The 24260-nt window shown below is 46.0% G+C and carries 19 protein-coding genes; 7 read left to right on the top strand and 12 right to left on the bottom strand.

The genetic code is table 11. From position 1 onward, the window contains the following. Positions 1–6: 6 nt before the first annotated feature. The 11 genes from tssC (EXT46_RS04785) to tagH all read right to left on the bottom strand — a co-directional run bounded on the left by tssC (EXT46_RS04785) (position 7) and on the right by tagH (position 14404). Complete coding sequence (gene tssC / locus EXT46_RS04785; protein ID WP_130145536.1) at positions 7–1530, bottom strand: type VI secretion system contractile sheath large subunit; 1524 nt, start codon at positions 1528–1530, stop codon at positions 7–9. Between the two features lie 45 nt (positions 1531–1575). Continuing rightward, on the bottom strand, positions 1576–3066 hold the full coding sequence (gene tssC / locus EXT46_RS04780; protein ID WP_130145534.1) for a type VI secretion system contractile sheath large subunit: 1491 nt from the start codon (positions 3064–3066) through the stop codon (positions 1576–1578). Further along, entirely contained in the window at positions 3066–3566 is a 501-nt protein-coding gene (gene tssB, locus EXT46_RS04775) for a type VI secretion system contractile sheath small subunit (protein WP_130145532.1), read from the bottom strand. The genes tssC (EXT46_RS04780) and tssB overlap by 1 nt, the downstream gene beginning before the upstream one ends. A gap of 22 nt (positions 3567–3588) precedes the next feature. Beyond that, entirely contained in the window at positions 3589–4725 is a 1137-nt protein-coding gene (gene tssA / locus EXT46_RS04770) for a type VI secretion system protein TssA (RefSeq protein WP_130145530.1), read from the bottom strand. 124 nt (positions 4726–4849) lie between these two features. Beyond that, entirely contained in the window at positions 4850–5626 is a 777-nt protein-coding gene (locus tag EXT46_RS04765; RefSeq protein ID WP_022944420.1) for a Stp1/IreP family PP2C-type Ser/Thr phosphatase, read from the bottom strand. Next, positions 5623–6345 carry a type VI secretion system-associated protein TagF gene (gene tagF / locus EXT46_RS04760; RefSeq protein WP_130145528.1) on the bottom strand — a complete coding sequence of 241 codons (723 nt, stop codon included), beginning with the start codon at positions 6343–6345 and terminating at the stop codon, positions 5623–5625. Before tagF ends, EXT46_RS04765 begins: the two co-directional genes overlap by 4 nt. Beyond that, the gene (gene tssM / locus EXT46_RS04755; protein ID WP_130145526.1) at positions 6327–9848 is read right to left on the bottom strand and encodes a type VI secretion system membrane subunit TssM; all 3522 of its coding nucleotides are present in this window, start codon (positions 9846–9848) and stop codon (positions 6327–6329) included. Before tssM ends, tagF begins: the two co-directional genes overlap by 19 nt. A gap of 17 nt (positions 9849–9865) precedes the next feature. After that, entirely contained in the window at positions 9866–11191 is a 1326-nt protein-coding gene (tssL, locus tag EXT46_RS04750) for a type VI secretion system protein TssL, long form (protein WP_130145524.1), read from the bottom strand. A gap of 23 nt (positions 11192–11214) precedes the next feature. Then, positions 11215–12543, bottom strand: coding sequence for a type VI secretion system baseplate subunit TssK (tssK, locus tag EXT46_RS04745; protein WP_130145522.1), 1329 nt, complete (start codon positions 12541–12543; stop codon positions 11215–11217). A gap of 22 nt (positions 12544–12565) precedes the next feature. Next, positions 12566–13027 carry a type VI secretion system lipoprotein TssJ gene (tssJ, locus tag EXT46_RS04740; RefSeq protein WP_045980643.1) on the bottom strand — a complete coding sequence of 154 codons (462 nt, stop codon included), beginning with the start codon at positions 13025–13027 and terminating at the stop codon, positions 12566–12568. Between the two features lie 24 nt (positions 13028–13051). Then, entirely contained in the window at positions 13052–14404 is a 1353-nt protein-coding gene (gene tagH / locus EXT46_RS04735) for a type VI secretion system-associated FHA domain protein TagH (protein WP_130145520.1), read from the bottom strand. Positions 14405–14702: 298 nt separating this feature from the next. Here tagH and EXT46_RS04730 point away from each other — a divergent pair, with 298 nt between their 5' ends. Then, positions 14703–16685: a serine/threonine-protein kinase gene (locus EXT46_RS04730; protein WP_130145518.1), complete on the top strand. Its 1983-nt coding sequence runs from the start codon at positions 14703–14705 to the stop codon at positions 16683–16685. Here the strand turns inward: EXT46_RS04730 and EXT46_RS04725 are convergent. Next, positions 16680–17405, bottom strand: coding sequence for a tetratricopeptide repeat protein (locus EXT46_RS04725; protein ID WP_130145516.1), 726 nt, complete (start codon positions 17403–17405; stop codon positions 16680–16682). The genes EXT46_RS04730 and EXT46_RS04725 overlap by 6 nt on opposite strands. Positions 17406–17764: 359 nt before the next feature. On the opposite strand from EXT46_RS04725, the gene ppc reads away from it, so the two are divergent. From ppc to EXT46_RS04695, 6 genes are all read left to right on the top strand, one after another. Continuing rightward, positions 17765–20389, top strand: coding sequence for a phosphoenolpyruvate carboxylase (gene ppc / locus EXT46_RS04720; protein WP_130145514.1), 2625 nt, complete (start codon positions 17765–17767; stop codon positions 20387–20389). Between the two features lie 466 nt (positions 20390–20855). Beyond that, positions 20856–21707 (top strand): hypothetical protein, encoded by an 852-nt coding sequence (locus EXT46_RS04715; RefSeq protein ID WP_130145512.1) that lies wholly within the window; start codon positions 20856–20858, stop codon positions 21705–21707. Then, positions 21704–22147, top strand: coding sequence for a hypothetical protein (locus tag EXT46_RS04710; RefSeq protein WP_130145510.1), 444 nt, complete (start codon positions 21704–21706; stop codon positions 22145–22147). Before EXT46_RS04715 ends, EXT46_RS04710 begins: the two co-directional genes overlap by 4 nt. A 124-nt stretch (positions 22148–22271) precedes the next feature. Continuing rightward, positions 22272–22625 carry a hypothetical protein gene (locus EXT46_RS04705; RefSeq protein WP_130145508.1) on the top strand — a complete coding sequence of 118 codons (354 nt, stop codon included), beginning with the start codon at positions 22272–22274 and terminating at the stop codon, positions 22623–22625. Positions 22626–22752: 127 nt separating this feature from the next. Next, on the top strand, positions 22753–23310 hold the full coding sequence (locus EXT46_RS04700) for a hypothetical protein (protein ID WP_130145506.1): 558 nt from the start codon (positions 22753–22755) through the stop codon (positions 23308–23310). A 121-nt stretch (positions 23311–23431) separates the two neighbouring features. Continuing rightward, complete coding sequence (locus tag EXT46_RS04695; protein WP_130145504.1) at positions 23432–24058, top strand: TIGR02391 family protein; 627 nt, start codon at positions 23432–23434, stop codon at positions 24056–24058. The last annotated feature ends 202 nt before the right edge of the window (positions 24059–24260 follow it).

Raw genomic sequence — 24260 nt, 5'->3', positions numbered from 1 at the left:
TTTGCCTTATTCGTAGTGAGTGGGTGAGAGCTCGGTCACTAACTTGATGCTAGAGACCATCTGGTCTAGCTGAAAGTGGGGCTGAAGCTGCATCACTGAGTAATAATGTCCAGGTTTGGCCTGGTGTTCCTTAACATTGACCCGGGCGCTCGAAAGCGGGTAACGAGAGCGCACTTCATCAGATGCAGAGTCTGATGCGGTGGTGTAATTATTTATCCACGACTGCAGGTCTCGCTCACAGGCTTGTGGAGTCGCATAAGAACCAATTCGGTCACGGCCCATCACCTTGATGTAGTGAGCAAAGCGCGAAACACATAAAATATATTGCATCATCGAGGACAGCTTGGCGTTAATACGCGCAGCAACGCTATCGTAGTTGGCCGGTTGCTGGGCAGATGCATTACTGAAAAACACCAAGTTGCCGCTTTTACTCAGTGGCGAAAGCGGAATAAAGCCGCTATCAGAGAGTGCTTTTTCGGCTCGGTCAGTAATCAGTAAATCAACGGGAGGCTTCGGCTGTTTTTGATACAAGTCCGTTTCAAATGGGCTCTGTGCTAGGTTCGTTACAACTCCCTGGTTAGTTTGACCAGGCTGCATTCCACGAATTTGTCCGAACCAACCTGAATTGCAAAACGCACGAATAAGCGTTGCTGCAAACGGGTAAGCGGCATTGCCCCAGAGGTTATCTTCATCGGGGTTATTAATGACCTCACGAAATTTAAACCCCTCACTACGCTGACCATCTTCAACATAAGGGGCACGCATTAGCACGCGAGGCACGGCTATCCCTAAAAACCGAGCATCTTCCATATTGCGCAGCTTTCGCCACTTAATATATTCGATTTGCTCGAATTGGGAGCTCAAGTCAACGTGAAAGCCGAGTTCGGAAAAGTTATCAACGCCAAACATATTTGCTTCTGCAGAGGTAATGAAGGGCGAGAAAGCAGCTGCGCACGTGCGCACTATCTCTTGCAAGGTATCGATATCGTTACCAGCAACGCCAGGTCGTGGCTTATGGGAAATACGATAATCTCCGATGATGACACCAAAAGGTTCACCGCCTGGATTATCATACTCGTTGGAATAAATTTGTTTAAAAAAGTCGCTTTGGTCGAAATCAATGGCTTTGCCGACATCTTTGGTCAGCGTTTGCCAACTACAATTCAGTAGCTTGATTTTGACTTTACCATCTTTGTCGTATTGCTCCGCCTCTTCTGTGAGGTATTTAACATTACGCCAACTGGACTCGAGCGCTTGAAACTTGGGGTGATGAAGGATGATATTGAGCTGCTTTTGTAACAGCTCATCAATCAATGCGATAGTGCGACTTAAATAAGCCCCCACTTTTTCATTGCTGCGTTGCAATGGAGCATCAGGGGCGTTTTCAAGCCACAAAAGCAGTGCATGAGTTGCATCTTTTTGGCGCACGAAGCGCTCCATAAAGACATCATTTGGCAGGCGTCGAGAAGCAGATTCCTGCTGCTGCTCGAACACATCCTGACTAACAAATGAAAACTCACCAGCACTCATTCACATCATCCTTTGCAAAAATACTGAGTTTATAAAGAGGAGGGCTTAGCCCACCTCTGGAATTTTTGCTACCAAACGTAAAGAGGTGGTTAACTCTTCCATTTGTAGCCATGGCTTAAGCCATGCCACAGCATTATAAGAACCTGGTGCACCAGGAATTTCCTTAACACTGACTTTTGCATCAGCAAGTGGGTAACGAGCACGAATTTCCTGACCGCCCCCTTCTGAAGCATTGACATAGCTCAGGATCCAACGGTTTAACCACATTTCCACATCTTCTGCTTCCATGAAGCTACCAATCTTGTCGCGCGCCATTACTTTGAGGTAATGGGCAAAACGTGAGGTTGCCATCATATAAGGTAGGCGAGCAGAAATTGCCGCATTGGCGGTTGCGTCTGGGTTATCGTAAACCTTTGGTTTTTGACAAGTTTGACCACCAAAGAACACAGCATAGTCGGTGTTTTTATAGTGACACAGTGGCAAGAAGCCTAATTTACTTAGCTCAGCTTCACGACGGTCGGTAATACCGATTTCTGTCGGACACTTGAGATCTGGGTCGCCGTCATCGCTGGTGAAAATATGCGTAGGAAGGCCTTCAACTTTACCGCCACCTTCAGCACCGCGAATAGCAGTACAGAAGCCGTATTTTGAGAAGGCCTGAGTCATATTCGTTGCCATTGCATACGCAGCATTGGTCCAGCAATAATTATCATGCTCAGTATTACCAGAGCGAGAAGTCGTCGGATCGACGTCAAATTCTTCGTAGCCAAACTCTTCAACTGGTTTAGTCGATTCGCCATAAGGTAGACGCGCTAGCACACGAGGCATGGTAAGCGTCACAAAGCGTGAGTCATCACTGTCACGGAATGAGCGCCACTTGGTGTATTCTAGCGATTCAAATACTTTCTCAAGATCGCGCGGTTTGCTTAATTCTGTCCATGAGTCAAAACCAAACAGTGAAGGTGACGATGCTGAAATAAATGGACAGAAGCCAGCAGCAGAGACATTTGACATCAAGCTTAAAGTTTCAATGTCTTCTGGGTGGTTAGTAAACTCGTAGTCACCTACGATTGCACCATAAGGCTCACCACCTGGGGTACCAAATTCAGACTCGTAAATTTTCTTAAAGGTTTGCGACTGGTCAAATTCAACAGCTTTAGAGAGATCTTTATGCAGCTCTTTCTTCTTCAAGCTCATTACACGAATTTTGAGTGTGGCATTGGTCTCTGAGTTACTCACTAAGTGATGCAAACCACGCCAAGAGCCTTCAAGCTTTTGAAACTCTTCATTGTGCATAATAGCCGACAACTGCTTAGAAATCGCTTCATCAATAACTTTAATTGCTTCATTAAAGGTGACAGTCAGGTTTTTATTCCACTGTACTGTGCCTTTTAGCGCTTCTTCAGTTAAGGTTTTGATAAGCTCCTGAGCGCGTGAGCTTTCAGTTTGCTTGGTAGCGCCAATTGCCTGCTCTAGCAGTGAAAAGCTTTGCTCTTCTACGCCTTCCTGTTGTTGTTCTTGAACGTCCGTGCTCATTATTCTTTCTCCTCAACGTCTAACTCTTTGGCAAGTTTATCCAAGCTTTGAGTGTTGCTCAGTACGTCTTCTAGGATGTTTTCTAATTCCTCTGAGCGGTCAACCTTGGTCATTAAATCACGTAACTTATTACGCGTGTCCATAAGGTTACGCAGCGGGTCAACTTGGTTCACAATGGCTGCGGGTTCAAAGTCAGACAGCGATTTAAACTCTAGATCAACACCAATTTCGGAGCCATCATCGGCCAAAGTGTTATCAACTTTAAGATTCAACGTTGGGCTCATGCGCTTCAACACATCATTAAAGTTGTCGCGGTCAATTTGGATAAAACGGCGATCTTTTAGTGGTTTTAAGACTTCTTTATTGTGACCGGAAAAATCACCGACCACACCAACAACAAAAGGGAGCTCTTTTTTGACCACTGCACCTTCAGTTTCGACATCATAGGTAATGTGGACGCGAGGCTTCCTTACTCTTTTCAACTTATCATGGATACTCATCGAGAACTCCTTTCAGATTATTCTAGGTTTCGCTATCTTCGACTTTGATGCCTGACAACTTGAAGTAACCTGTGCGTGCATCATTGTCAGATATCAGTTCGTTAAGTAGTTCCGGCAGTGTTAATTCACTCCAGCGGATTACTTGCTCTATGGTGTAAGACATGGGCGAATGAGGCTCTGTCTTACGAAAAAAATCGGATATTTTTTGTAGCTGTTTTATGGCGTCTTGGCGTGAGTTAATGCTCGCCTGAATAACGTCTTTGCTGCCGCCAGAAGTGCTCTGTTCTTCGCTATCGGCTGCGCCGCCATCGCTTGCTTGCTCTTCATCATCAGCCGGTTCATCGACAGCATTAGCGGCTTCGATACGATCTCCAGCCAGATGCTTTATAGCGGCTTTACATTGTTCGAGAGTCTTAGTGATGTAGCTGGTAGGTTGCGGCGAACCTACTTTCTCGTCCATAGCCTCACTTAGGTGCGTGAAAGCCTGTAAACAGTCATCAATCTCTTTATCAAGAGCAACAAAGTACTCGGTTGGAGTTTCTTTGACGGCGGTCGTGATTTGCTCTAGCGATACCGCACCTTCTTCAACTCGGCGCTCTCGCTTTTCTTCATCTAGACGCTCTAAATCAACAGCACGCTCATATTCCCATAACGAGAATGGACCTTGTGACACTCCTTCGGTCATGGCGATGCTCTTTAATGGGATGATGAGTGCGCCTTCACTGTCGATACCATTGAGACCGACAATCGGTGCTACACGTTCTTCAATGTCATCTTCATCAGGGGTGGGGTAGAGGGTATCCCAATATAATTCGATCAGCTGTGCGGCAAGTTCAAAGCCATGACTTAAACCGGCAAAACCGTGTAAACGACAAAGCCCTTCTATATACCAAGCGACTAGCTCTAAGTCCTTACACTGTTGTGAAAGGACGTCTGGGATTTGTTCAAGTAAGGGTCGCCAATCTCGCGCAACAGCGATAATACTTTCATCGTCAATGAGTGCATTGCGCTCATCCGCGCGCAGTGTGTTACGTAAGTCTTTTAACGTGTAGTACGTCGACGTTGGCGATACATCCTCACGCGGGTCTACCCCGGTCGGTTGTTCGTCGCTGATAGCGTTAACAAGTGGTGATAAATCGAAAAGATCGGTCCCTGACATATACGCTCAAAATCCCTTGATTGCTTAACTTAATTGCGTCTAATGCATGATAAATAATAAATGTGCCTAAAACAAGGTTATATAGCACAAATGTGATTATTTATCTTTTGGCAATAGTTAAATATTAGAAGAGCGGTACGGTTTTGTCACCCTGATCGCACTGATTCGTCTCTTGTACATGATTTTCATTATTTTTCACTAAAATGCAGGTGACATTATCTTTCGCTCCTCGCACCAGCGCAGAGTGCATAAGTGCCATGCCGGCATCAATAATGTTCAGTGGGGATAATGAACTCTCTATTTCGAGATCAGAGACTTCTCCAGTGAGTCCGTCACTACAGAGTAAGAACACATCTTTATCTTGTAACTTGCCTTGCATAACCTCTGGCTGTACTTCGGGGGCTACACCTACAGCGCGAGTAATGACATTCGACAACGGGTGCACGGCAGCCTGTTCTTCGGTAATAACACCTTCATCGACTAGCTCATTCACTTGACTGTGGTCACGCGTTTGCTGCTCGAGCCGGTCGCGACGTAATAGGTAGCCGCGACTATCGCCCACCCATACGAAGTAATAGCTTTGTTCGTGAAGAAATAGCACCACCGCTGTCGAGCCCATGGTTTTACCATCCATATTTTCTTGGCTGTGCTGGTACAACTGAGTATTGGCATCTTCTAATGCCGCGATGATGACATTACAATTGACGTTGCCACTACCTACACTATCGAGGTGGCGCTTTAGCACATCAACAACCAGCTGACTGGCATAATCGCCAGCGGCGTGGCCGCCCATACCGTCGGCGACGACCCACACATTGTGCTGTGGAAGCTCAACTAACGCATCCTCATTTATCTCTCGCACTACACCACGATGGCTCTGCGCGTAACTGGTAATACTCATGCAGTTTCCCTGTCTAATTTTTGACTATGGTTCCAATCCCAGTGCTGCCATCGTCCATCAAGCATGGCGGAAAATTGGCTTATCGCCGGTAATCCGGGCGTAACCAGTAAGCAAGGCTCAACCAAGCAGGAACCATGTGTCCACCATAGACAATAGTTCGCATACCGTGAGCTCAGTAAATTGTGTAATAAGGTGTTAACGTCTGCACCCGGAGCAAGCATGACGCTTAACGACTCTTTGCTAGGATCGCCAGAGCGTGTCAGCAAAAGCTCTTCAATGTCTGCTTTAGGTTGTTGATATTGCTCATTAACTGATTTAAACCAACTGGGCAAATCAACCGAGTCCTCTAGCACATTGAGCACCGCATCTTCGTACTCTTGCGTTGCGAAGTCATTGTTATAACAATCCAGCGGCTTACTGTTGGTAATGGCAGCGACGGTAAACGGGAAGTGACGCCCAACCGCATCAACACTGGGAATAAACGAGCCACACATGGCATTGGCGCCACAGGCGCCACTTGATAGGGCAAAGTGCCACACTGGGGAGGTGAGGTAACGCTCAGTCCACATATCACCAAGCTGCTCTTTACTTACCGCCACCACTGATTGTAACCACTCGTTCCAAGGTACCTGAAAACTACGCTCAAGTTGATGCGCGATAAAGTCCCCACGGGAGGGGACCTTTCCGCAATAGCCCATATTTACAGCTTGGTCGGACATCTGAAACTCTCTATGTTGGCACTCCAAAATGGGTGAATGGTGCTACTTGGTAGCAGTTGCACTTTAGCTTCGTTACCGCTTAAAGCGATATGTAACTGATGATCATCCTTAGTTTCTGGACGCTTCTGGCTCATATCGTCAAGCATTCTGAACAATGACCATTCACCCGAGTAGGTGGTATTGGTTGAGCGCCCGCCCTCTGGTGGCGTAAAGACGATACGTGTTTCGCTTTCCGCACTGTCCCCTGGCCAGGTCATATTGACTACACGCAGCGGCCCATGACGATAGTTAAGCGCTTGCCCGTCTATTTCTAAGCGGAAGTTACTGACTTTTTTGTCCAGTGAGATAGGTTTCAACCCGAACTGTAGGCTGGGCTTATCACTGCCACTGCTGAAAAATGCTTGGCGAATTTTCGAGGCCTGCTCAAACATCGCTAGGCTGCGTTGACTAACACCGATATCACGCTCAAAGCGCCACGGAGAGGTACTGGTATCAACATTAGCTGCCAGGTAGCGCTTAAAGAATTTATCCAATGTACCATCTGGGCCGAAGAAGCGGCTGAAATCTCGCATCCGTACTTCTTGCGAGGAAATAGGGTTAAATGGATAGCGATCGGCAATGGCAACGCGGTACTCACGAACCACTTGCGAGCGCCAAATCTCATTTAAGTGCTGATTAGCGCTTGCCTTGGTAATGCGATCGGCATTGTGAGTCATGCCTTCTAGCCAGTTGTCAAACGGGTAGGGCAAAGAGCGGCTTTGTGAGCGCAGTGTCGCAATAAATTTCGGATCGGTATTACTGGCGACCTTAGTTTTAAAGCTTAGCTTTTGCTGATCGCCATTGGCGAGCTTATCAAGATAGCGATTAAGGCTACGCAGGTTGGTTTGGATATCTTCAAGTGAATCCGGGTCAACCTCAAGGATTTTCGCAAAGGCCTGTTCCACTTCAGCACCAGGGAGTTGCATCTCGATATCTGGCATTTCATTAGGCAGTAGGCGCTTTAATCGCGACGTTTTACTATGCAGTGCCACATCGGCGGCATTAGCCGCCACAGCCGCAGCTGCTTTTTGGTTTTTTGACACCGGCATTTTGGTGAGCGCGACATTTTTTTGCACGGCAGCAAGAATATTCTTGATGGGTGCTTCTGGACCAGAAAGTATTTCTGTAACGCGCACACCTTCTTCTGTGGTGCTGTAAGGGCGCAGCGTTAAGTCATCTAAGAACTCTTCCCAGTAATAGATATAGTCGCGGAAATAACGATACTCTAAGTCTTTCTCTATACGTGCTTTGGCATCGTCACCGACTTCACTGAGATTATCACCATACACCCAACTATCATGCAGTAAGTTGCTCAATAGTTTCTTTTTCTCAATGTTAAAAATGCCATGGAAACCACTGTGGGTATAAAGCCCTGGAATCCCTGTGTTTATGTCGCGACCACTTTTAAAGCTAAACGCATACATACTGTTGTAGCTGATCACATCACTGAGTTTGAAGTCGGCCACGCTAGAGTCGATAAAGTCGGTCTTCAGGCGTTGGTAAGCGCGATCAACCAAGGGGAGTTTAGTCAGCTCTACACGGGCATTTTTAACCGCAGCAAGGTCTTGGTCAACACCTTCAAAGCCCTCAGCTAAGAGCGTTGCGATATGAGAGTTAAGATCTTGCCGGTCGGCAATGTGCGCATCGCCCGGCATCTCACGTTCAATGTATGCGGCGAACCAAGCCTGAATATCTTCGGCTTTAAAGCGTTCTGGCATATACAGCATAAGATAAGCACGTAACGTCTCATACAGATAACCTAGGTGTTCTTTGTGCTCACTCATCTCTTTGGTCAACGCCTTGCCCATATAAGGCGCAAGATGCGCGAATAATGCCCGTTTATAGGCCTCAACCGATGGTTGTTTCAGATCGCTGCCTTTGTCATAGCCTACGGCTGATGGGTCTGCGAGCGGAATATGGTCGCTATATCCTGCAGGCAAATCACGCAGACGGTTTAGTGCTTTTGTGAGGGTGTGTAAATCGGTTTGTCCGTTCAGCCCACCAGCAGTGAGTCGCTGGTACTCATTAATTGCGCTTTGAGTAGATCCAATGAGTTCTTTGTTCCAAGAGTAGCTAAGATACCAGCTAATACTGAGCGCTAAAGTGGCACAAGCAGCGGTAGATATTGCACCAATACGCATCCACTTGTTTTGTTTATCATGGTGGCGGTTAGTTGAGGCTAAGTTTTGCTCCGGAAAGACCACTTCCTCTAACAGTCGCTTAATGAAGAAGGCGCGGCTACTTTCACCGCCTGTGTTAGCACTGTAACCTTTCTTATGGGCCAGTAAATCTTCAGGTACACCTTCTTGTGTCGCACTGGTTAGGTAAACTCCCCGTAAAATAGGCAGCTGCTCGTAAGCGTTAGGAGTGAAAATTTCCTTTAGGAAGGTGTCGGCGATGCCTTGCAGTACACGCAATTGACGAGGGAATTCAAAAATAATGCCACGACGTTTCGGATCGCGCTCATGCATCAAGCGTTGGTTGAGCTTGGCTGCAAGATTAGAAATAAGCGCATGGAATTCCCGGTTAAAATGATTCACCGGTGCTTGTTCATTATCCGCCGTATTCAATTCAAAGGTGACACCTAGGACTTGTTCTGCTTCTTCTTCAGTTAAATACTCAAAGTATTCATTAAAGCCAGCAATCAAATCAGCTTTTGACAAAATAACATACACAGGGAATGACATACCAAGCTGGTTTTGCAGTTCCTGTAAACGTTGTTTAATGGCGCGCGCGTGGAGGTTTCGTTCGGTCTTGGTCTGGTGCATTAACTCGCTAATGCCCATGGAAATAACTACGCCGTTGATGGGGCGTAATGGCCTGTTTTTACGCAATAACCCCAAAAAACCTTGCCATGCGCGAGCATCATGTCGGGCATGACTGTCTTGTGTGGTATAGCGTCCAGCGGTATCAATGAGCACGGCTTTATTGGTGAACCACCAATCACAGTTGCGGGTACCGCCGACCCCTTGAATCATATCGATACCCATGGATTCACGCAGTGGGTAATCAAGGCCTGAGTTGTTAATGGCGGTGGTTTTGCCTGAACCCGGTGGGCCAATCATAATATACCAAGGAAGCTGGTATACATTTTGGTTTTTGTATAGCTTTGCGGTTTTCAGCGTATCAATGGCATCGCTCATACGCTTTTTCAGCGTGTCAATTTCCTCGTTCACATCACTGTTGGCGTCGGCATCTCCTTCAATGAGCTCGTTGGCCATTTGTTCATTACGTTTGTTCTGTTTGACTCGTTTCGACCAAGTCGCTAGCAGCCACACGACAACAATAGATAAAATTAACACTAGCCGCCATGCTGCTGAAGCCAATGGTACGGCACCGGCGATGGCAATGAGCGGACCGCCAAACCATATTAATAAGGCAAGCGCTAAAAAGCCCAAAGTTGTCACCACAACTCGAGATTTAAGTTTGTACGAGAGCAGCCTCGCTTTTTCTTTGATAGACATAATCTCTTCCTTGAAACTTAAAACAGCAGATCAATTTCAATACGACGGTTTTTGGCTCGTTGTGCAGCGGTATCATTACTTTCTACCGGCTCCGTTTCGCCAAGCCCCTCTGGCCATAAGCGGCCACTTAATGACCCATTTTGCGCCATTGCATTGGCAACTTGTGTAGCGCGTGCTAATGATAAGTGCCAATTAGAGGGATATTCAGGCGTTGAAATAGGCGTGTTGTCGGTATGGCCGGTGATCAGCACTTTACCTTGTGTACCTTCAAGGGCACGGGCAATTTTAGCAATAATCGGCTTCATATCAGCACGAACAATATTACTGCCGGAATCAAACAATGATTCACTGGATATACGAATACGTACGCGGTCGGATTGTGACGTAACACTGAGCACGCCGCGTTGAATTTCTGTTTGCAACAACTGTTTAAGCACTCTGGCTTCCATGCTTTCACCGGTCGTTTGCTCGCCTAACTGATAGGGAACTAAGGCCTCAAGCTCTGTGAAAACATTATCGGAGTAACGATTCAGTTGGTACGAAAAAAGGGTGTAAACCACCAGAGCGAGAGCAGCAAATAGCGTTAATATAACCCAGAGTGGAAATTGCTGACGTAGCTCTAGGCCGTTAGCAATGCGTTTGCGCCAATTAATTGATAACTGGCTTGAGCCAGTGCCACGGATCAGGCTTATCTCACGATACAACTTATCACGGTAATCATCGACCGCTGATTGTCCCTGTGCACTGACACGATACTTACCTTGAAACCCAAGGTTCAAACAGTAATACTGTAGTTCGAGTAGGTCGATATTATGGCTCGATTGACGTAGTGCTTCATCAAGCAAGGTAAAGAAATACTCCCCACCTAAGGTTTCTTTATGAAAGATGGATAGAAGGCTTTCGCTAACCCACACACTTTCGCTGCCCCATGGCGTATTGAGCACGGTCTCATCCAACAGTGCACATACACAATATCGTGCGGACTCAATAAGCTGGCCATCAAAGTGCTCGTTACGCAAAGACTGCTCAAAACTTTTCACAGCATCAATACTTTGTTGTTTAAGCTTATCGACATCATCGCAATGACTCATGCGATTGATTGCCACTGTCAGCGAAAAAATATCAGCACCGTAATCGACTAGCTTGGACTGAAAAATAGGTGCGTTCCCTTGCACTCGAGCAACAGGCTTTGACTGGTTCACATTGACTACAGTCTTATCCCCGCTAGAGGTGTCTGCACTAGCCGCTGCGCCTGAAGCACCAGCACCTGCAGGAGCTGGATCACCATTATTTTGTGCCAGTCCTCTTCTTCCTGGACGGGGCTTTAAAATCGTCTTGTCCATGATGATTGTATCCTGTTGGTTAGTTATCCTTTAACGGCCCAAAGTGCCACTTGTAGTTCGGGGTAGTTGCCAGAAATATGTAGTGCAATACCACCACTACTGCTTAACTTAAGCCAGTGCTCATTGCCTTTTTCCAGCTGGAAGTAATGGTAGCCAGCATGGTAGGGCACCTGCCTAGGTGCGACAGGCAAGGTCGCAAGGGTAATTCCTGGGATTTGGTTATTCACTAAGTCGCGGATTGTTTCAACGCTGCCTATTTTTGTCTGTGCGGGTAGACGCTGACGTACCTCTTCGTTAGGCAGGTTGGCTTTTACAGCCAGTATAAAGTGAGCATTATCAAGTAGCGACCTATCATTAATTGCGCCAAAATAAATACCAAACTTACTTTTCTCAAGGGGTATTTCCAGTGCGGTTTGCTCAAGCACTTGGCTCAGTGTTTGATTGATTAATACCATTAAATTACCAAACACAACGGTCAGCTCATTGTGGTTGTAATGGGGCAGCTCGGGAACCCGCTTATCACGGGTACTGAAGGTACTGAGCTCACCGATTAATTCAATCACCCGGTTATAAAGCATAAATGGATGTAACATGTCCATGTTTTCAAAGTTGCTAAACACCGGTTGATACTTGTTCAGCACTTGCAGCATCATAAAGTCAGCCACCGAAGTGGAGCCTGCCTGTCCTTGTGTTAATCGCGCAGAAAGCGCTTCTGCACGTTGCTTAATCATGCCATGAATTTCGCGTACCACGCTGATTAATGGCGCAACAGTTTTGGCATTCAAAGAAGGGGCTATAAATTTGCTATCAAGTTTAATGTTGCCCTCGTCGGATACTTCGATTACCCGTGCGATAGGTAAACAAATATAACCAGCTCGATCATCGTTATGACGTTTAAGTTGACTGTGCAGTGCGGCAATCTGCACTAATTCTTGTGCGTCGCTGCCCAAGCTTACATCGGCACAAGTATGGTCGGCAAAACGATATCGAGTGATCATACCGTCATCATCCGCACTGATGTTAGTTGCATTTGTTTTGTCGCTAGCAACAGCAAGATAAATCACCTCGTCACGTACCTCGCTAGTCAACGTGAGCGCTTGTGGTAGCGGGTCGATCGTAGGCATATCAATGGCGGTGCCATCAGCCAATGTAGCGGTTAGCTTACTTACACGGATTTGGCCTAGAGGCAAAAGCGCTTGGTCGATCTCTATCGACATCATTCCCCACGGGTAGTGGTTGACATGTTGGGTACTGTGGTTGATCGCACGACGAATGCTGCGCTCAGCTTGCTGAAAATGTTGGGGACGTAAAAACATCCCCTCGGTCCATGCGATTGCGCTGTGGTCGCTCATGTAAATTCCCTCTTAGTGCTGTTTAGTCTTTAGCGTAAACAGCAATTTCCTCAACATTAACAGTTACATCATCATAGCCTGTTGGATCGGCCGCTAACACTGCACGCCAACGAGCTTGATCAATATCGCGATAAGCTACAACAAAGCCGACATAGCGCGTATTTCTATCTAGCGACATCGGGTACTCAAGTTTGCTTCCAGGTTGCAGCTCTAACTCGTCCTTTTTTAACAGATCAGGGCCCAACACCGACTCAGGATCTTCATAAAGGGTGAAGAAATCCTGATTATCAAATACTGTCCGTGAACTCAGCTCAAAGATTTTAACCACAACAGGTGAAGGACGTTGATTAATATCTGGGTTGATATCGGCCGCGACATTAAAGGTGACGTCGGTGGAGGGCGGTACTATCTTGTTCACCGCAGTACACGCACTCAGTGCTAAGGTAAAAATTACGACCAATACGGACAATAATTTGTTGTTCATGTTGTTTCCTCTAGGATAACTAATCTAAAGCGTTTTTAATTTACTATCGTAAGCTTTAACAAAATCATCAGCCAGCGCGCCACTGCCTTTGCGCTCAATTTCACTTTCCATGTCTTGGTGCATAGCGCTAAATAAACGCCAGCTTTTCGCTTCTAATTGATATGGTAAAACTTTTTTCAGGCCGCCATGTTCATTTGCTTGGCTTTTCAGGCGCTCTGGCGAAAGTGTATCGAGTAATCCTTCAATGGCCCCCACGGTCCCGGCCATCATTGCTGTATCGTGGTCGCGAGTGTCTTTAAACGCCTCAGCAATAGCTTGCTCAGCATTTAAAAAGCTGGCGCTATTTCGAGTGTATAAGTTCTGGATTACATCTTCTAAAGTTGCTGAAAACTTCAGTGGATTATTTTGTTGTGCTTGGAACATAGTGTGATTCAAACGCAGTTGTTGTTTCACCGAGGAGCGTTGTCTAAGTGATTCAACTAAGCCCAACAATAGGAGTCGTAAACTCTCCCCCATCTGTTGCCACGTTTGTGCGTTGTTTAATTCATTCGCAAGCTGCGCGTCAACTTGCAAACCTTGCAAAAAAGCAGCTGCCAATTCACCTTGCCCAGCAGCTGCTGGAGCTTGAGCTGGCTGCGGCGCAGTCGAAGCTTGTGGTGCAGCTTGTTGTGACGCCTTTGGCTCTGGGGTCGGAGCGATACTATGTTGCGTTTGCGCTGTTGCTGCCGGCGGCGTAGGAGCAGGAGCTGGTTGTGGCTCTGGCTGAGGCGCAGGTGCTGGCTGACTCGCAGGGGACGCGCTCTCAGGTTGGCCGAATGCTAAGTCTAACCCCCAGTCTTCGGGAATGGTTTCGGCTGCGGATTGAGAGCCAGTTGCTGGGGCGCTCGCTGGTGTTTCTAGACCAGGCATCTGGAAAGATTGGTCAAGTTCGTTTGCGGATTGCATCTGCGTTGCAAACAAATCATCGTTATTCGTGCTCGCAGCAGGTGCAGCTTGTTGCGCAGGCATACTCGGCTGCGACGGCTGAGCTATTGGTGCGCTTTGCGCGGCGATAGCGCTTTGTGCCAGTTTAAATTCGATTTCATAATCGCCAATACTGAGCACATCACCGTCTTCCAATGCTTGTTGATTGCCTTTGCCTACAGGGGTCACACTGTGGTTAACAAACAGGCCGTTTGTTGATAAATCATGAACAACGAAGTTCGACCCAGAACGCTCAATACGGCCATGGGTGCTGGAAATTATTTTCTCAGGATCTGGCAAGTGCCAGTCGCACTCCTGTGAACGACCAAATACCAAGCTATCTTGGGTGGTCTTTGATGTTTCTATTTCAGGGGATAGGCGGTGGTAGCTGATAACGTTAAAGGTCGCTTCCATTTGCTTTACTCTATTCCATAAGACGACGTTAATAGCTCACGAGGATAAATATTAAGTTAGATTTTGTCAATAAAAGTGACGGTATCTAATAGCGCTACATTTACTCCGGTGTGGCATAAGTTCAAGTAACCATTGTAGTGGCCTTAAGAGATTGTGGTGGTTTTTGCAATTATACTGATAGTTATACTATTGAACCGTATAAAAGGTCATTTAAACCGCAATCTGTTATAGCCTTTTATTTAATAATCTAATATATTAACGCTCAGTGAATGGATGAACGCATTAAAGGACAGCCAATATGGATGACAAGCCGCAAAATGCAAGCGAGCAAGATAAAACGCAAATCGCTGGTATCGCAAACTCAGGTAACGCCCCACAAAAGAATGCTCAAAGTGCCAACCTTCAGGGTTTGAAATTAGGTGCACGGTATCTGCTGGAGGAACTTGTCGGCCAAGGTGGTATGAGTGATATCTACCGCGCCAAAGACCTACACCTCTCAACCAGTGATGGCGAACATCACGTCGTTATTAAAGTGTTACAATCGCAGTTTGCAGAATCAGAGCAAGCATTGGCGCTGTTGAAAAAAGAAGCCCAGCGCTGTCAGCAATTATCGCATCCAAATATTGTCCGCGTTTATGATTGTGCAAGCGTGGCCGGGATTCACTACATCGTTATGGAGTGGATTGAGGGCGAGACACTTGAGCAAATTATCAAGCGTTCACGGCCAACGGGCATGAAATTTGCCAACGCCAAACCCATTCTCACGCAAATGATTGATGCGCTAATTTATGCGCACGCCCACGGTGTTGTGCACACCGACCTGAAGCCTTCCAATGTTATGGTCACCAGCCAAGGTGACGTAAAAATTCTAGATTTTGGTGTTGCTCGCGCCCATCGCGGCGATGATATTTACGCTTATCAAGGCGCTCAGGCAGAAGATGGTGTTGCCGGGTACACCCCAGCTTACGCCAGCGCATCGCAATTAGATGGCCAAGAGCCGACACCGCAAGATGATATTTTTTCGTTCGCGTGTATCGCCTATGAACTTATCTCGAGTAACCACCCTTATGACCGTGTTGCCGCCAATGAGGTGCCAGCGACTTATACTCTGAAAAAGCCAGCGTCGATGCCGATGCTACGTTGGGGCGCGCTGAAAAAAGCTTTATCAATTTCGCAGCCAGGGTTTAAGAGCTTTAGCGAACTCAAGTCGAAATTATTGACTGTCAACCACATGCCGGCAGTGGCTGCGGTGGCAACTGTGGCTGTAGTTGCAGGGTTAGGATTTACTTATCATACCCAAGCGCAAAGTGATTACGCTTTGTTGCAAGCTAAATACGACAATGCTGTTGCCAAAAATGAGCAACTTAACCAGTGGATGGGATGGGGGCCAAGTAACCTATTCAGTAAACTAGGTGAAATTCCGCCACAGTACCAAGTACTAAAACAAGGCTTGGTGGTTAAAAACCAGCCCCAGTTACTGGCACAGTTGGAGCAACAAGCGAAGTTAGCAGGCCAGAATAAAGAGCAAGAATACAAGAACTTCACTGCAATTATTAACGTGTACGATCAAGCCAAACCTCGCTTCCCTGACTCACTGGCGTTGGCTGAACTTATTCAAGATACGCGAACAGAGCAGCAATCGGTGCTCGACGGTGTGGTTGAAAAAATTGACTTGCTATTGAGTCAAGGACGTCTAACTGAGGGCGGTGACAACTCTTTGGTTAAACTTTCTGAAGATCTAGCCTTCATTGCCCCTGAATTTAATTATCAACCGATGGAAGCTGGGGTTACTTTATACCTTGAGCAATACCAAGCAGCCGTTGAAGCAGACGACGTTGCAACTTTAGATACCTTAGCCGAAGTCGGTGAGGCCGTATTTGCACAAAACCAGCAAATTGCGCAGTTACTGCAACAAGGTGAAGCGAAACGCGAAGCCATGACGGTGCTAGCAGAGTACTTCAATAAACGTGAGAGTAACCCGGATACACCGTATCCTTACGAGGCTGCCACGGCGTATTACCAAGATCAGTTTGATGCTTGGGAAGTATCCATCACCAATATGGATGACCATAAAGAGCTGATTGCACTGGAAGAAGAAGTGAACACGTTGGCAGAAAAAGTGCCAGAAGATTTTCAGCCCATGGTAAAACTGAAGAAATCGCTCGCTTCTGCATATTTGTCGAAGGCGCACGCATTAATGCAAAAGCGCATGTATCGTACAGCGCAGAAGCTAATAGAGCGAAGTGACTCGATTAACAAGTCACTCTCAGCTTACTTATAGGCGACGACCTTCTCCAGCATAACGGCCGGCGAGGATCTTTTCATAGATGTCGTCGGCTTTTTGCTTTGCCCGCTCAACTTCTTCAGGCTGCAATTTTTTCTCGTCGAGTTTGCGGCTGGTACTGGCATCGTCATTGCCATTATATTCCGCGATGGTGTTCCAGATATAAGACTTCTCGATACTTTTAGCTACACCTAGGCCTTCATAGTACATTAGCGCAAGGTTAAACTGAGCCAAGGTATAGTTTTGCGCTGCCGCTTTACGATACCAATCGATTGCGCTTTGGTAATCTTTAATAACGCCTTCGCCATTGGTGTACATAACGCCAAGGTTAAATTGCGCAGCAGCCAACCCTTTTTCGGCAGCCCCTTTGAATAAACTGACCGCCCGTTGCAAGTCTAGCTTTACTCCTCGGCCTTCTTGGTACATGACCGCCAAGGAAAACATCGCGTCTGCATAGTCTTTATCCACGGCCTGCTGATATAGCTGAGCAGCCTTACGTTGATTCTTGGCTACACCGTGGCCGCTTTCGTACATTTGTGCCAGTTGATAGATTCCAGGGGCATAGCCCATGTCTGCTAAATATTGAAACTCGCTGAGGGCGGTTTCAAAATCTCCCACATTGGCCGCAGCAATGCCTTCTTCTAACCCCGCATGTGCTGCAGGCGCGAGTGCAAGTGCACTGCTCAGTGTCAGTGCGCATAGTGTGTATCGCAACATCTGTGTTCTCCGCGTATGGCTCGTATCTTTATGATTCTAGCCTGTTTATTGGTATGGGTCCAAAGCTTAGCCATAAAAAAACCCAAGCAAGGCTTGGGTTTTTGGGGTCATATCTACCGTCACCGATATGAGCAATGTAGCAAGTAAAGTTTTCATCGCATTGAGTGCGTATGAACAAGACCTAGAGAAAGCAAAAGACTCTGTTTCGTCTTGTTGATAATGATTATTACTAGCATAGCTCAATGTGTCAAGTGCAAATAGGAATTATTATCAAATTAGTTTTTCTCCTTTTCTTAGCCTTTCAAAGCGAGGCACTTCCATGCTACAAAAGATAAAAATAAAGACACAGGAGTGAGGATATGAGTGATCAATACGCAGCACTACGCAGTAATGTGGGTTTATTAGGGCAGATGCTAGGACAAACCATTGCTCAGGCATTGGGTGATTCGGCTTTGGCCAAAGTTGAATCAATTCGTCAGTTGGCAAAAACTTCTCGCGGTGGCGATGAGCAAGCGCGTGAGGCGCTGATCAGCGAGCTACAATCCCTAAGCGACGACGAGTTACTGCTTGTTGTGCGCGCGTTCAACCAATTCCTCAACCTCGCTAACGTTGCTGAGCAGTACCATACTGTATCGCGCTCGGGTAACCAAGGTTTTTGCGAACTTGACCCATTAAAGCAGACTTTACTGCGCCTCAAGCAAAGCCATGTGCAAGAGCACACCATCAAAGAGGCCATCGCACGGCTAGATATCAACCTGGTATTAACTGCGCACCCAACGGAAGTGACACGGCGCACACTGATTAACAAGCATGTGCAATTAAGTGATTGCTTAAACCTGTTAGAGCTGGGCGACTTGCTGCCGCAGGAACAACAAAAACTCCACGCGCGCATGCGCCAGCTAATAGCGCAGGCGTGGCATACTGACGAAATTCGTCAACAACGGCCAACGCCATTGGATGAGGCGAAGTGGGGTTACGCGGTCATTGAAAATAGCCTGTGGCAAGCGGTGCCAGAATATGTGCGTGAGCTTGATGACACGCTGACTCAAGAGTTGGGTGTTGGTTTAGCAAGTGATGCTAAGCCGGTGCGTTTTACCTCATGGATGGGCGGCGACCGTGATGGCAACCCTTTTGTAACGTCGAGTGTGACACAGAGCGTACTCGACCATGGCCGGTGGATGGCATTGGACTTGTATATTAAAGACATCAACCTGTTGATCAGTGAATTATCGATGTTCGCCTGCGATGATGCTTTAGCTAAACAGGCTGAAGGAGCCCATGAACCCTATCGTGCCGTATTAAAGCAACTACGTGAACAGCTGACGCTCACTCATGAGTATCTCGAGGCCAAAATAACCGGGCAGTCGCCACGCGGCGAAAACATCATTACGGATATCACTCAGATAACGGATGTGTTAAAGGTCTGCGAGCGCTCGTTAGAGGCCAATAATATGGCCATCATTGCCCAGGGGCAGCTGCGCGATACGCTGATCCGCTGTCGTTGTTTTGGTTTGCAGCTCTCGCAGTTGGATATCCGCCAAGACAGCGACAGACACGCACAGGTGCTCGGTGAGCTGACCGAGTACCTCGGCCTAGGTGATTACTGCCAGTGGGATGAGCAAGGCAAACAAGAGTTTCTCAAAGCGGAGTTGGCCAGCAAGCGGCCGTTATTACCTCGCAATTGGCAACCAAGCGAACAAAGCCAAGAGGTTCTCGACACCTTTAAAGTGATTGCCCAAAATCGCGCCGAAAATTTTGGCATTTATATTATTTCCATGGCTCGTCAGGCATCAGATGTGCTGGCGGTTAAGTTATTACTTCAAGAAGCGGGCTGCCAGTTTAATATGCCGGTTGCACCTTTATTTGAAACTCTGGATGACCTTAACCGTGCGCCTGAAGTGATGCAGGCTTTATATAGCGATGATGTGTATCGCCAACACCTAGGCACCCATCAGTATGTGATGATTGGCTATTCAGATTCAGCCAAAGATGCAGGGATGATGGCCGCAGGCTGGGCACAATATAGCGCTATGGAGTCCTTGGTGCAGCTTAGTGAGGAGCAGGGCGTTGAGCTCGTGCTATTTCACGGGCGCGGCGGTACTGTTGGTAGGGGAGGAGCCCCAGCAGCACAAGCATTACGCTCACAACCGCCGGGGAGTTTAAAAAATGGCCTGCGCGTGACTGAGCAAGGTGAGATGATCCGCTTCAAGTTCGGACTGGCCAGTGTCGCAAAGCAAAGCCTGCATTTATATGCCAGTGCGGTACTTGAGGGGAATCTGCTGCCACCTCCAGAGCCTGAGCCTAAGTGGCGCGACGTTATGGCTAAAATTAGCGACGCATCGTGTCAGCATTATCGTGCGACTGTGCGCGAGAACCCCGAATTTGTACCTTACTTTCGCAGCGCAACCCCAGAGCAAGAGTTGGGTAAGCTGCCATTGGGATCGCGGCCCTCTAAGCGTAACCCCAACGGTGGGGTGGAAAGCTTAAGGGCCATTCCTTGGATCTTTGCCTGGTCGCAAAACCGCCTGATGCTGCCTGCTTGGTTGGGGGCCTATCAAGGTTTAGGAGCGGCGATTAGTGAATACGGTGAACATACGTTGCAACTTATGAGTCAGCAGTGGCCGTTCTTTCGCACCCGATTAGAAATGTTGGAAATGGTATTCTGTAAGGCGGATAGTTGGCTTAGTGCGCATTATGATCAGCACTTAGTGGCACCGCAGTTGCAGCACTTTGGCGAACGCTTACGCCAAGAGTTAGCGCAATCGGTAGCGCTGATCAAAGAACTAAGCCCAGAGCACACTTTATTAGGGCATCAGCCTTGGGTGCGTGAGTCTATTGCATTGCGCAACCCCTACACCGATCCGCTTAACGTCCTGCAGGTAGAGCTATTGAAACGAGCCCGCACAAATAGCTCACAGGCATTAGATAAAGCCTTAATGGTCACCATGGCTGGTATCGCAGCGGGTATGCGCAATACCGGCTAACTAGGAGCGAGGCGGTGTATCAGCCGCCTCACATATGAAACCCGCCATTGTGTGAATAACCGTAGTTCACACCTAGTCAAATAAGATGAGCGATCATCAAAGAGGCTACTTGCATTGTGTAAAGAACGCGCGTGCTCAACAGAGCAGAAATAGGGTAATAATAAAAATAGGCCAAGAGTGGCAAAATAGGGCTCGTTATATACAGCATTTTTTGGCTCGAATAAGTAGAAATTTAAGTTAACCCTATGAAGGTGTTGAAGTTCGATATTTGTATAGCGTGCCATTTTAAGCTCGGATATCTCAATGCTCGTTTTTAACAAGCTAATACTGCTTAGACATTACCAATCCACTCTGATAACTTTATGAAATTACTTATAAATATAACGTGTGCGACTCACTTTTTTTGTTTGAATTTTGGCTTAACCCGAAATGCACGCTAATAAGCTGTTAACCATCAAGGAGAGATATGAGTACGAAATCGACATCATTCGAGCTTTTTAGATATCAGCTTTTACCAATTGATAGATACCTCCAAGGAAATTTATTGACTGGAGTAGGTTCGATTGAAGAACTTATTTCTCGGAAGAACGAGTTTTTTTCAGAAGCCATTGCTGGGACGAAGAATTTCTCAGATAAAAGGCATGAGACGATAACGAAGAAATTGTACGAAAAAGATGATTTTTTCCTTCTTAGAATTGCTCACAATAGGTCAATTCATCGAGAAACCAAAGACTTTCGTGATGAGGTCATAGATAACTGGCCATCAATATTGGTAGCAATTTGGAATCATCCGGAAGAGCAGTTCATTGCTGTCCAGCGAAGAACTACTGCATTCTCGTCGTGCGAGGTGGTCGTTAAAATGATTATTAATTCCTTATCGCATCAATTAAGTCATCACCACCTACGAGCGATTCATGAACCACTATTCGAAAAGCAACAGTTTTGGTCAATATTGCATCAGTATGAAGGAAGAATCAAATCTGTAGAGTTTGAGATAATAACGCCAAACATGGCAAACATATCTGGCTCGTTATCAGACGATCTCAAATACTTTGCAAAGGCAACTAACTCAGCGAGAAACAAATTAAAAATTGAGTCCGATCCAGAAGCACCGCTGCATCTCGAAGAAAGTAATCGCACATTGCAAGGCCTTGTCAACTATAGTAGTGAAGGAGGTGGAAATATCTCGCTAAAGATCGATGGAGTTAAAAAAATCCACCATACATCTAAAACGGTTAAAGAAATACAGCTTGGGGATATGGAAATACAGGGTAATGCTGAAGAATTGGCTTCGGTGATAAAAGAGTTACTTAAATGATTAAGCAGGTACTTACTACATCATTTATTTCCTTAGGCATTGGCTTTTTAGCTGAGCTATTAAATGTGTGGCTAGGCTCTAAATTTCTTTATGGCTTTTTTGAGTCTAATTTGATAACAATTCTTGTGGCACTATTGGCGGTCAATGCTGCAACAATGGGCATAGTGCTAACTAAGATGCGTGACCTTATAGATAAAAATGGAAACGCAGAGGCATTCAAGAAAACAAGAAGCAATATGCTTCTATCTATAAAAGAACAAATTGGCTTAATCTTACTTGCGACAATTGTTTTATCCCTTAAGTCTGCTCCTGTTGTCCAATCAGTCGAAAATATGCCTCTGTTTTTCAATTCCATAGTTACCGGCATATTTGTTTATGCGTTGCTTGTGCTATACGACACGGCGAAAGGCGTGTTGGTTATAGTCGATTTCAATGGTTAACAAGTTGCTGCACGCGGATACATACTACTACCCTCGCTTTTGTATGTCTCTGCGCTCCATTTTACACAAAAGCGCTCTCCGAAGTATGTAACGGTGAGCAAGGCGTTAGGTTTTACAGAAAATCATGAGAAATATTTTATTTTTAGCGTTATTAACTTTAAGCGGATGTGCAATTTATAGCCATGAAACAATGGTAAGTACTTTCTTGCTCGAGGGAGGGATTAGGGTTACTCCACCAAACGACAATAATAAATATCATATTGTTGAACTGTGGGAGAAAAAGCCTGAAGGTGGGGACATGCACTCATATAGAACTGACTCTCCAGAAACACGCTTACGTACTGTTAAGCATTTATTTAGAGGTGCTTCATGTACCGAAATTCTCGTTCACAACGAAACGCAGTTCACGGAAAGTTATCTAAATAAAAAATGGCTAAATGGTAATTGGTGGCGCTTGCAGGTTGAGTGTGTAAAGTAAAACCTAACAAGCCAATTAAGCGCGGGACTGCTAAAGCTTGGCTCGGTTCCGCTTCGCTACACAAGTTTAGCCAAGCATTATCAGCCCCTTATTGGGGCGTTATAGCGCAAATCAGTATTGGAGTATCATGGAAGCTACCACACATAGAATTAATGACCCGTTAAGCGATGTGACTCGTAAAGTTAGAAGAAATGTAATTGTGACATCGACAGTCGCTTTGATAATGATTTATGTAAATTTACTACCTTCGAAAATTGATAGTTTAGGTATTAAATTCGATGCCACTCATCAAGCGATTTTACTTGAGATAATATTTTTCACTTTGCTCTACCTTTGTATTTCATTTCTCGTTTATTCTATTTCAGATTTCTTGAAGTGGAAGATATCTCTAACTGATTTAGTACTTAAAGAAGAGCATGCAACAGTCGAAAATTTTATTGAAGAGCAAAGGGTTCGTCGATCTAAGTCCGAGTTAACAAATGCATCTAATATAGAAAGTTTATCTGATGATGAGATGGAAAAGTTTAAGCTTTCTGAATACAAGCAAAAACTGAAAGAAGAATTAAGTGCTAGAACTAAACTCTATAAAGGACCAGTGACTATCGTAAGTGTCATAAGGGCATTTATTGACTTCTTGGCACCAGTTATCATTGCAATTTTTGCTTTGGTTCAACTTAAGTTGTAAAACGCTATAACAAGGCGCTTAAAACGGAACTAAAACAGTGGGTTAGGTTTCGCTTCGCTACACATTATAACCCATTGTTTTAGTCCGCTTAGCGCGGCGTTATACGTAATCAAGGATTCTGATGTCGAAAGTAGAAATCGAAGCAAAAATTGAATATCAGAAAGAAATTGGTGAAGCCAGTCCGGGCGGGTACCAGCCTGTCAGATTTACTCGTGTGAAATACAAGGCCAGCCCAGCTGCACATATCGACATTAGGCGCTTTCAGCGAGGCTATGATGATGAAGGCGAGGAAAAATACTTCCCAACGAAAGTCGGCTTTAGATTCCCTGAGCGCGAATTTCGCCGCGTCATTGAAAAATATGCGGTAATGCCCGAGAGTTACGTTCATCCTATTATTGTTGAAAAGTGCTTTTCTCTCTTGAGCAATGGAGAATATGAAAGTGCAGTAATTCAGGCTTTTAAAGCTATTGAAACTACAACTAGAGCCAAAATAGGCGCTCCGAATGACATGTTTGGTGAGCGCTTACTAAAGAAAGCGTTCAATCCTGACGAAGGTCTTCTTACTAATTACAAAATACCTAAAGCTGAACGCTTTGCTTTTCTGAATTACATCACAGGTGCATTTAGTTATTACCGAAATTCAAGTACGCATAGAGACATTGAACTAGATTTCGTATCAGCATTCGATCGAATTGCTGTTGCAAGTGATTTACTTAAAGCTATAGAAGATGCAGAAGTCAACGTATAACAAGGCAATGAAAGATCGCCGGTAAAACCACACCGGCTGGACGCCCAACACTCCGGTTGCTTTGTGTTGTCGCTCCGCTCCAAATTAACACAAAGCAGCCTACGTATTGGCCGCCCTTTATTGCGGCGTTGGTATGACTCCCTCTGTCAAGTTAAACACAGCGTTGCCTGCCTAACTTTTTAAGCCCTTAATAATCAGTTTG

It is taken from the genome of Pseudoalteromonas sp. CO325X, assembly GCF_004208955.1.
Lineage (GTDB): Bacteria > Pseudomonadota > Gammaproteobacteria > Enterobacterales > Alteromonadaceae > Pseudoalteromonas > Pseudoalteromonas ruthenica.
The sequence above is the reverse complement of the archived record's forward strand: the minus strand, read 5'-3'. Positions and strand labels throughout refer to the sequence as shown.

What these genes read in the sequence shown, in the direction of transcription:
- tagH (WP_130145520.1), bottom strand. Translation starts at nt 14,404, where the DNA reads ATGGAAGCGACCTTTAACGTTATCAGCTACCACCGCCTATCCCCTGAA.
- ppc (WP_130145514.1), top strand. Translation starts at nt 17,765, where the DNA reads ATGAGTGATCAATACGCAGCACTACGCAGTAATGTGGGTTTATTAGGG.
- tssJ (WP_045980643.1), bottom strand. Translation starts at nt 13,027, where the DNA reads ATGAACAACAAATTATTGTCCGTATTGGTCGTAATTTTTACCTTAGCA.
- tssM (WP_130145526.1), bottom strand. Translation starts at nt 9,848, where the DNA reads ATGTCTATCAAAGAAAAAGCGAGGCTGCTCTCGTACAAACTTAAATCT.
- EXT46_RS04725 (WP_130145516.1), bottom strand. Translation starts at nt 17,405, where the DNA reads ATGTTGCGATACACACTATGCGCACTGACACTGAGCAGTGCACTTGCA.
- EXT46_RS04705 (WP_130145508.1), top strand. Translation starts at nt 22,272, where the DNA reads ATGAGAAATATTTTATTTTTAGCGTTATTAACTTTAAGCGGATGTGCA.
- EXT46_RS04715 (WP_130145512.1), top strand. Translation starts at nt 20,856, where the DNA reads ATGAGTACGAAATCGACATCATTCGAGCTTTTTAGATATCAGCTTTTA.
- EXT46_RS04700 (WP_130145506.1), top strand. Translation starts at nt 22,753, where the DNA reads ATGGAAGCTACCACACATAGAATTAATGACCCGTTAAGCGATGTGACT.
- tssC (WP_130145536.1), bottom strand. Translation starts at nt 1,530, where the DNA reads ATGAGTGCTGGTGAGTTTTCATTTGTTAGTCAGGATGTGTTCGAGCAG.
- tssB (WP_130145532.1), bottom strand. Translation starts at nt 3,566, where the DNA reads ATGAGTATCCATGATAAGTTGAAAAGAGTAAGGAAGCCTCGCGTCCAC.
- tssL (WP_130145524.1), bottom strand. Translation starts at nt 11,191, where the DNA reads ATGGACAAGACGATTTTAAAGCCCCGTCCAGGAAGAAGAGGACTGGCA.
- EXT46_RS04730 (WP_130145518.1), top strand. Translation starts at nt 14,703, where the DNA reads ATGGATGACAAGCCGCAAAATGCAAGCGAGCAAGATAAAACGCAAATC.
- EXT46_RS04695 (WP_130145504.1), top strand. Translation starts at nt 23,432, where the DNA reads ATGTCGAAAGTAGAAATCGAAGCAAAAATTGAATATCAGAAAGAAATT.
- tssC (WP_130145534.1), bottom strand. Translation starts at nt 3,066, where the DNA reads ATGAGCACGGACGTTCAAGAACAACAACAGGAAGGCGTAGAAGAGCAA.
- tssK (WP_130145522.1), bottom strand. Translation starts at nt 12,543, where the DNA reads ATGAGCGACCACAGCGCAATCGCATGGACCGAGGGGATGTTTTTACGT.
- EXT46_RS04765 (WP_022944420.1), bottom strand. Translation starts at nt 5,626, where the DNA reads ATGAGTATTACCAGTTACGCGCAGAGCCATCGTGGTGTAGTGCGAGAG.
- tagF (WP_130145528.1), bottom strand. Translation starts at nt 6,345, where the DNA reads ATGTCCGACCAAGCTGTAAATATGGGCTATTGCGGAAAGGTCCCCTCC.
- EXT46_RS04710 (WP_130145510.1), top strand. Translation starts at nt 21,704, where the DNA reads ATGATTAAGCAGGTACTTACTACATCATTTATTTCCTTAGGCATTGGC.
- tssA (WP_130145530.1), bottom strand. Translation starts at nt 4,725, where the DNA reads ATGTCAGGGACCGATCTTTTCGATTTATCACCACTTGTTAACGCTATC.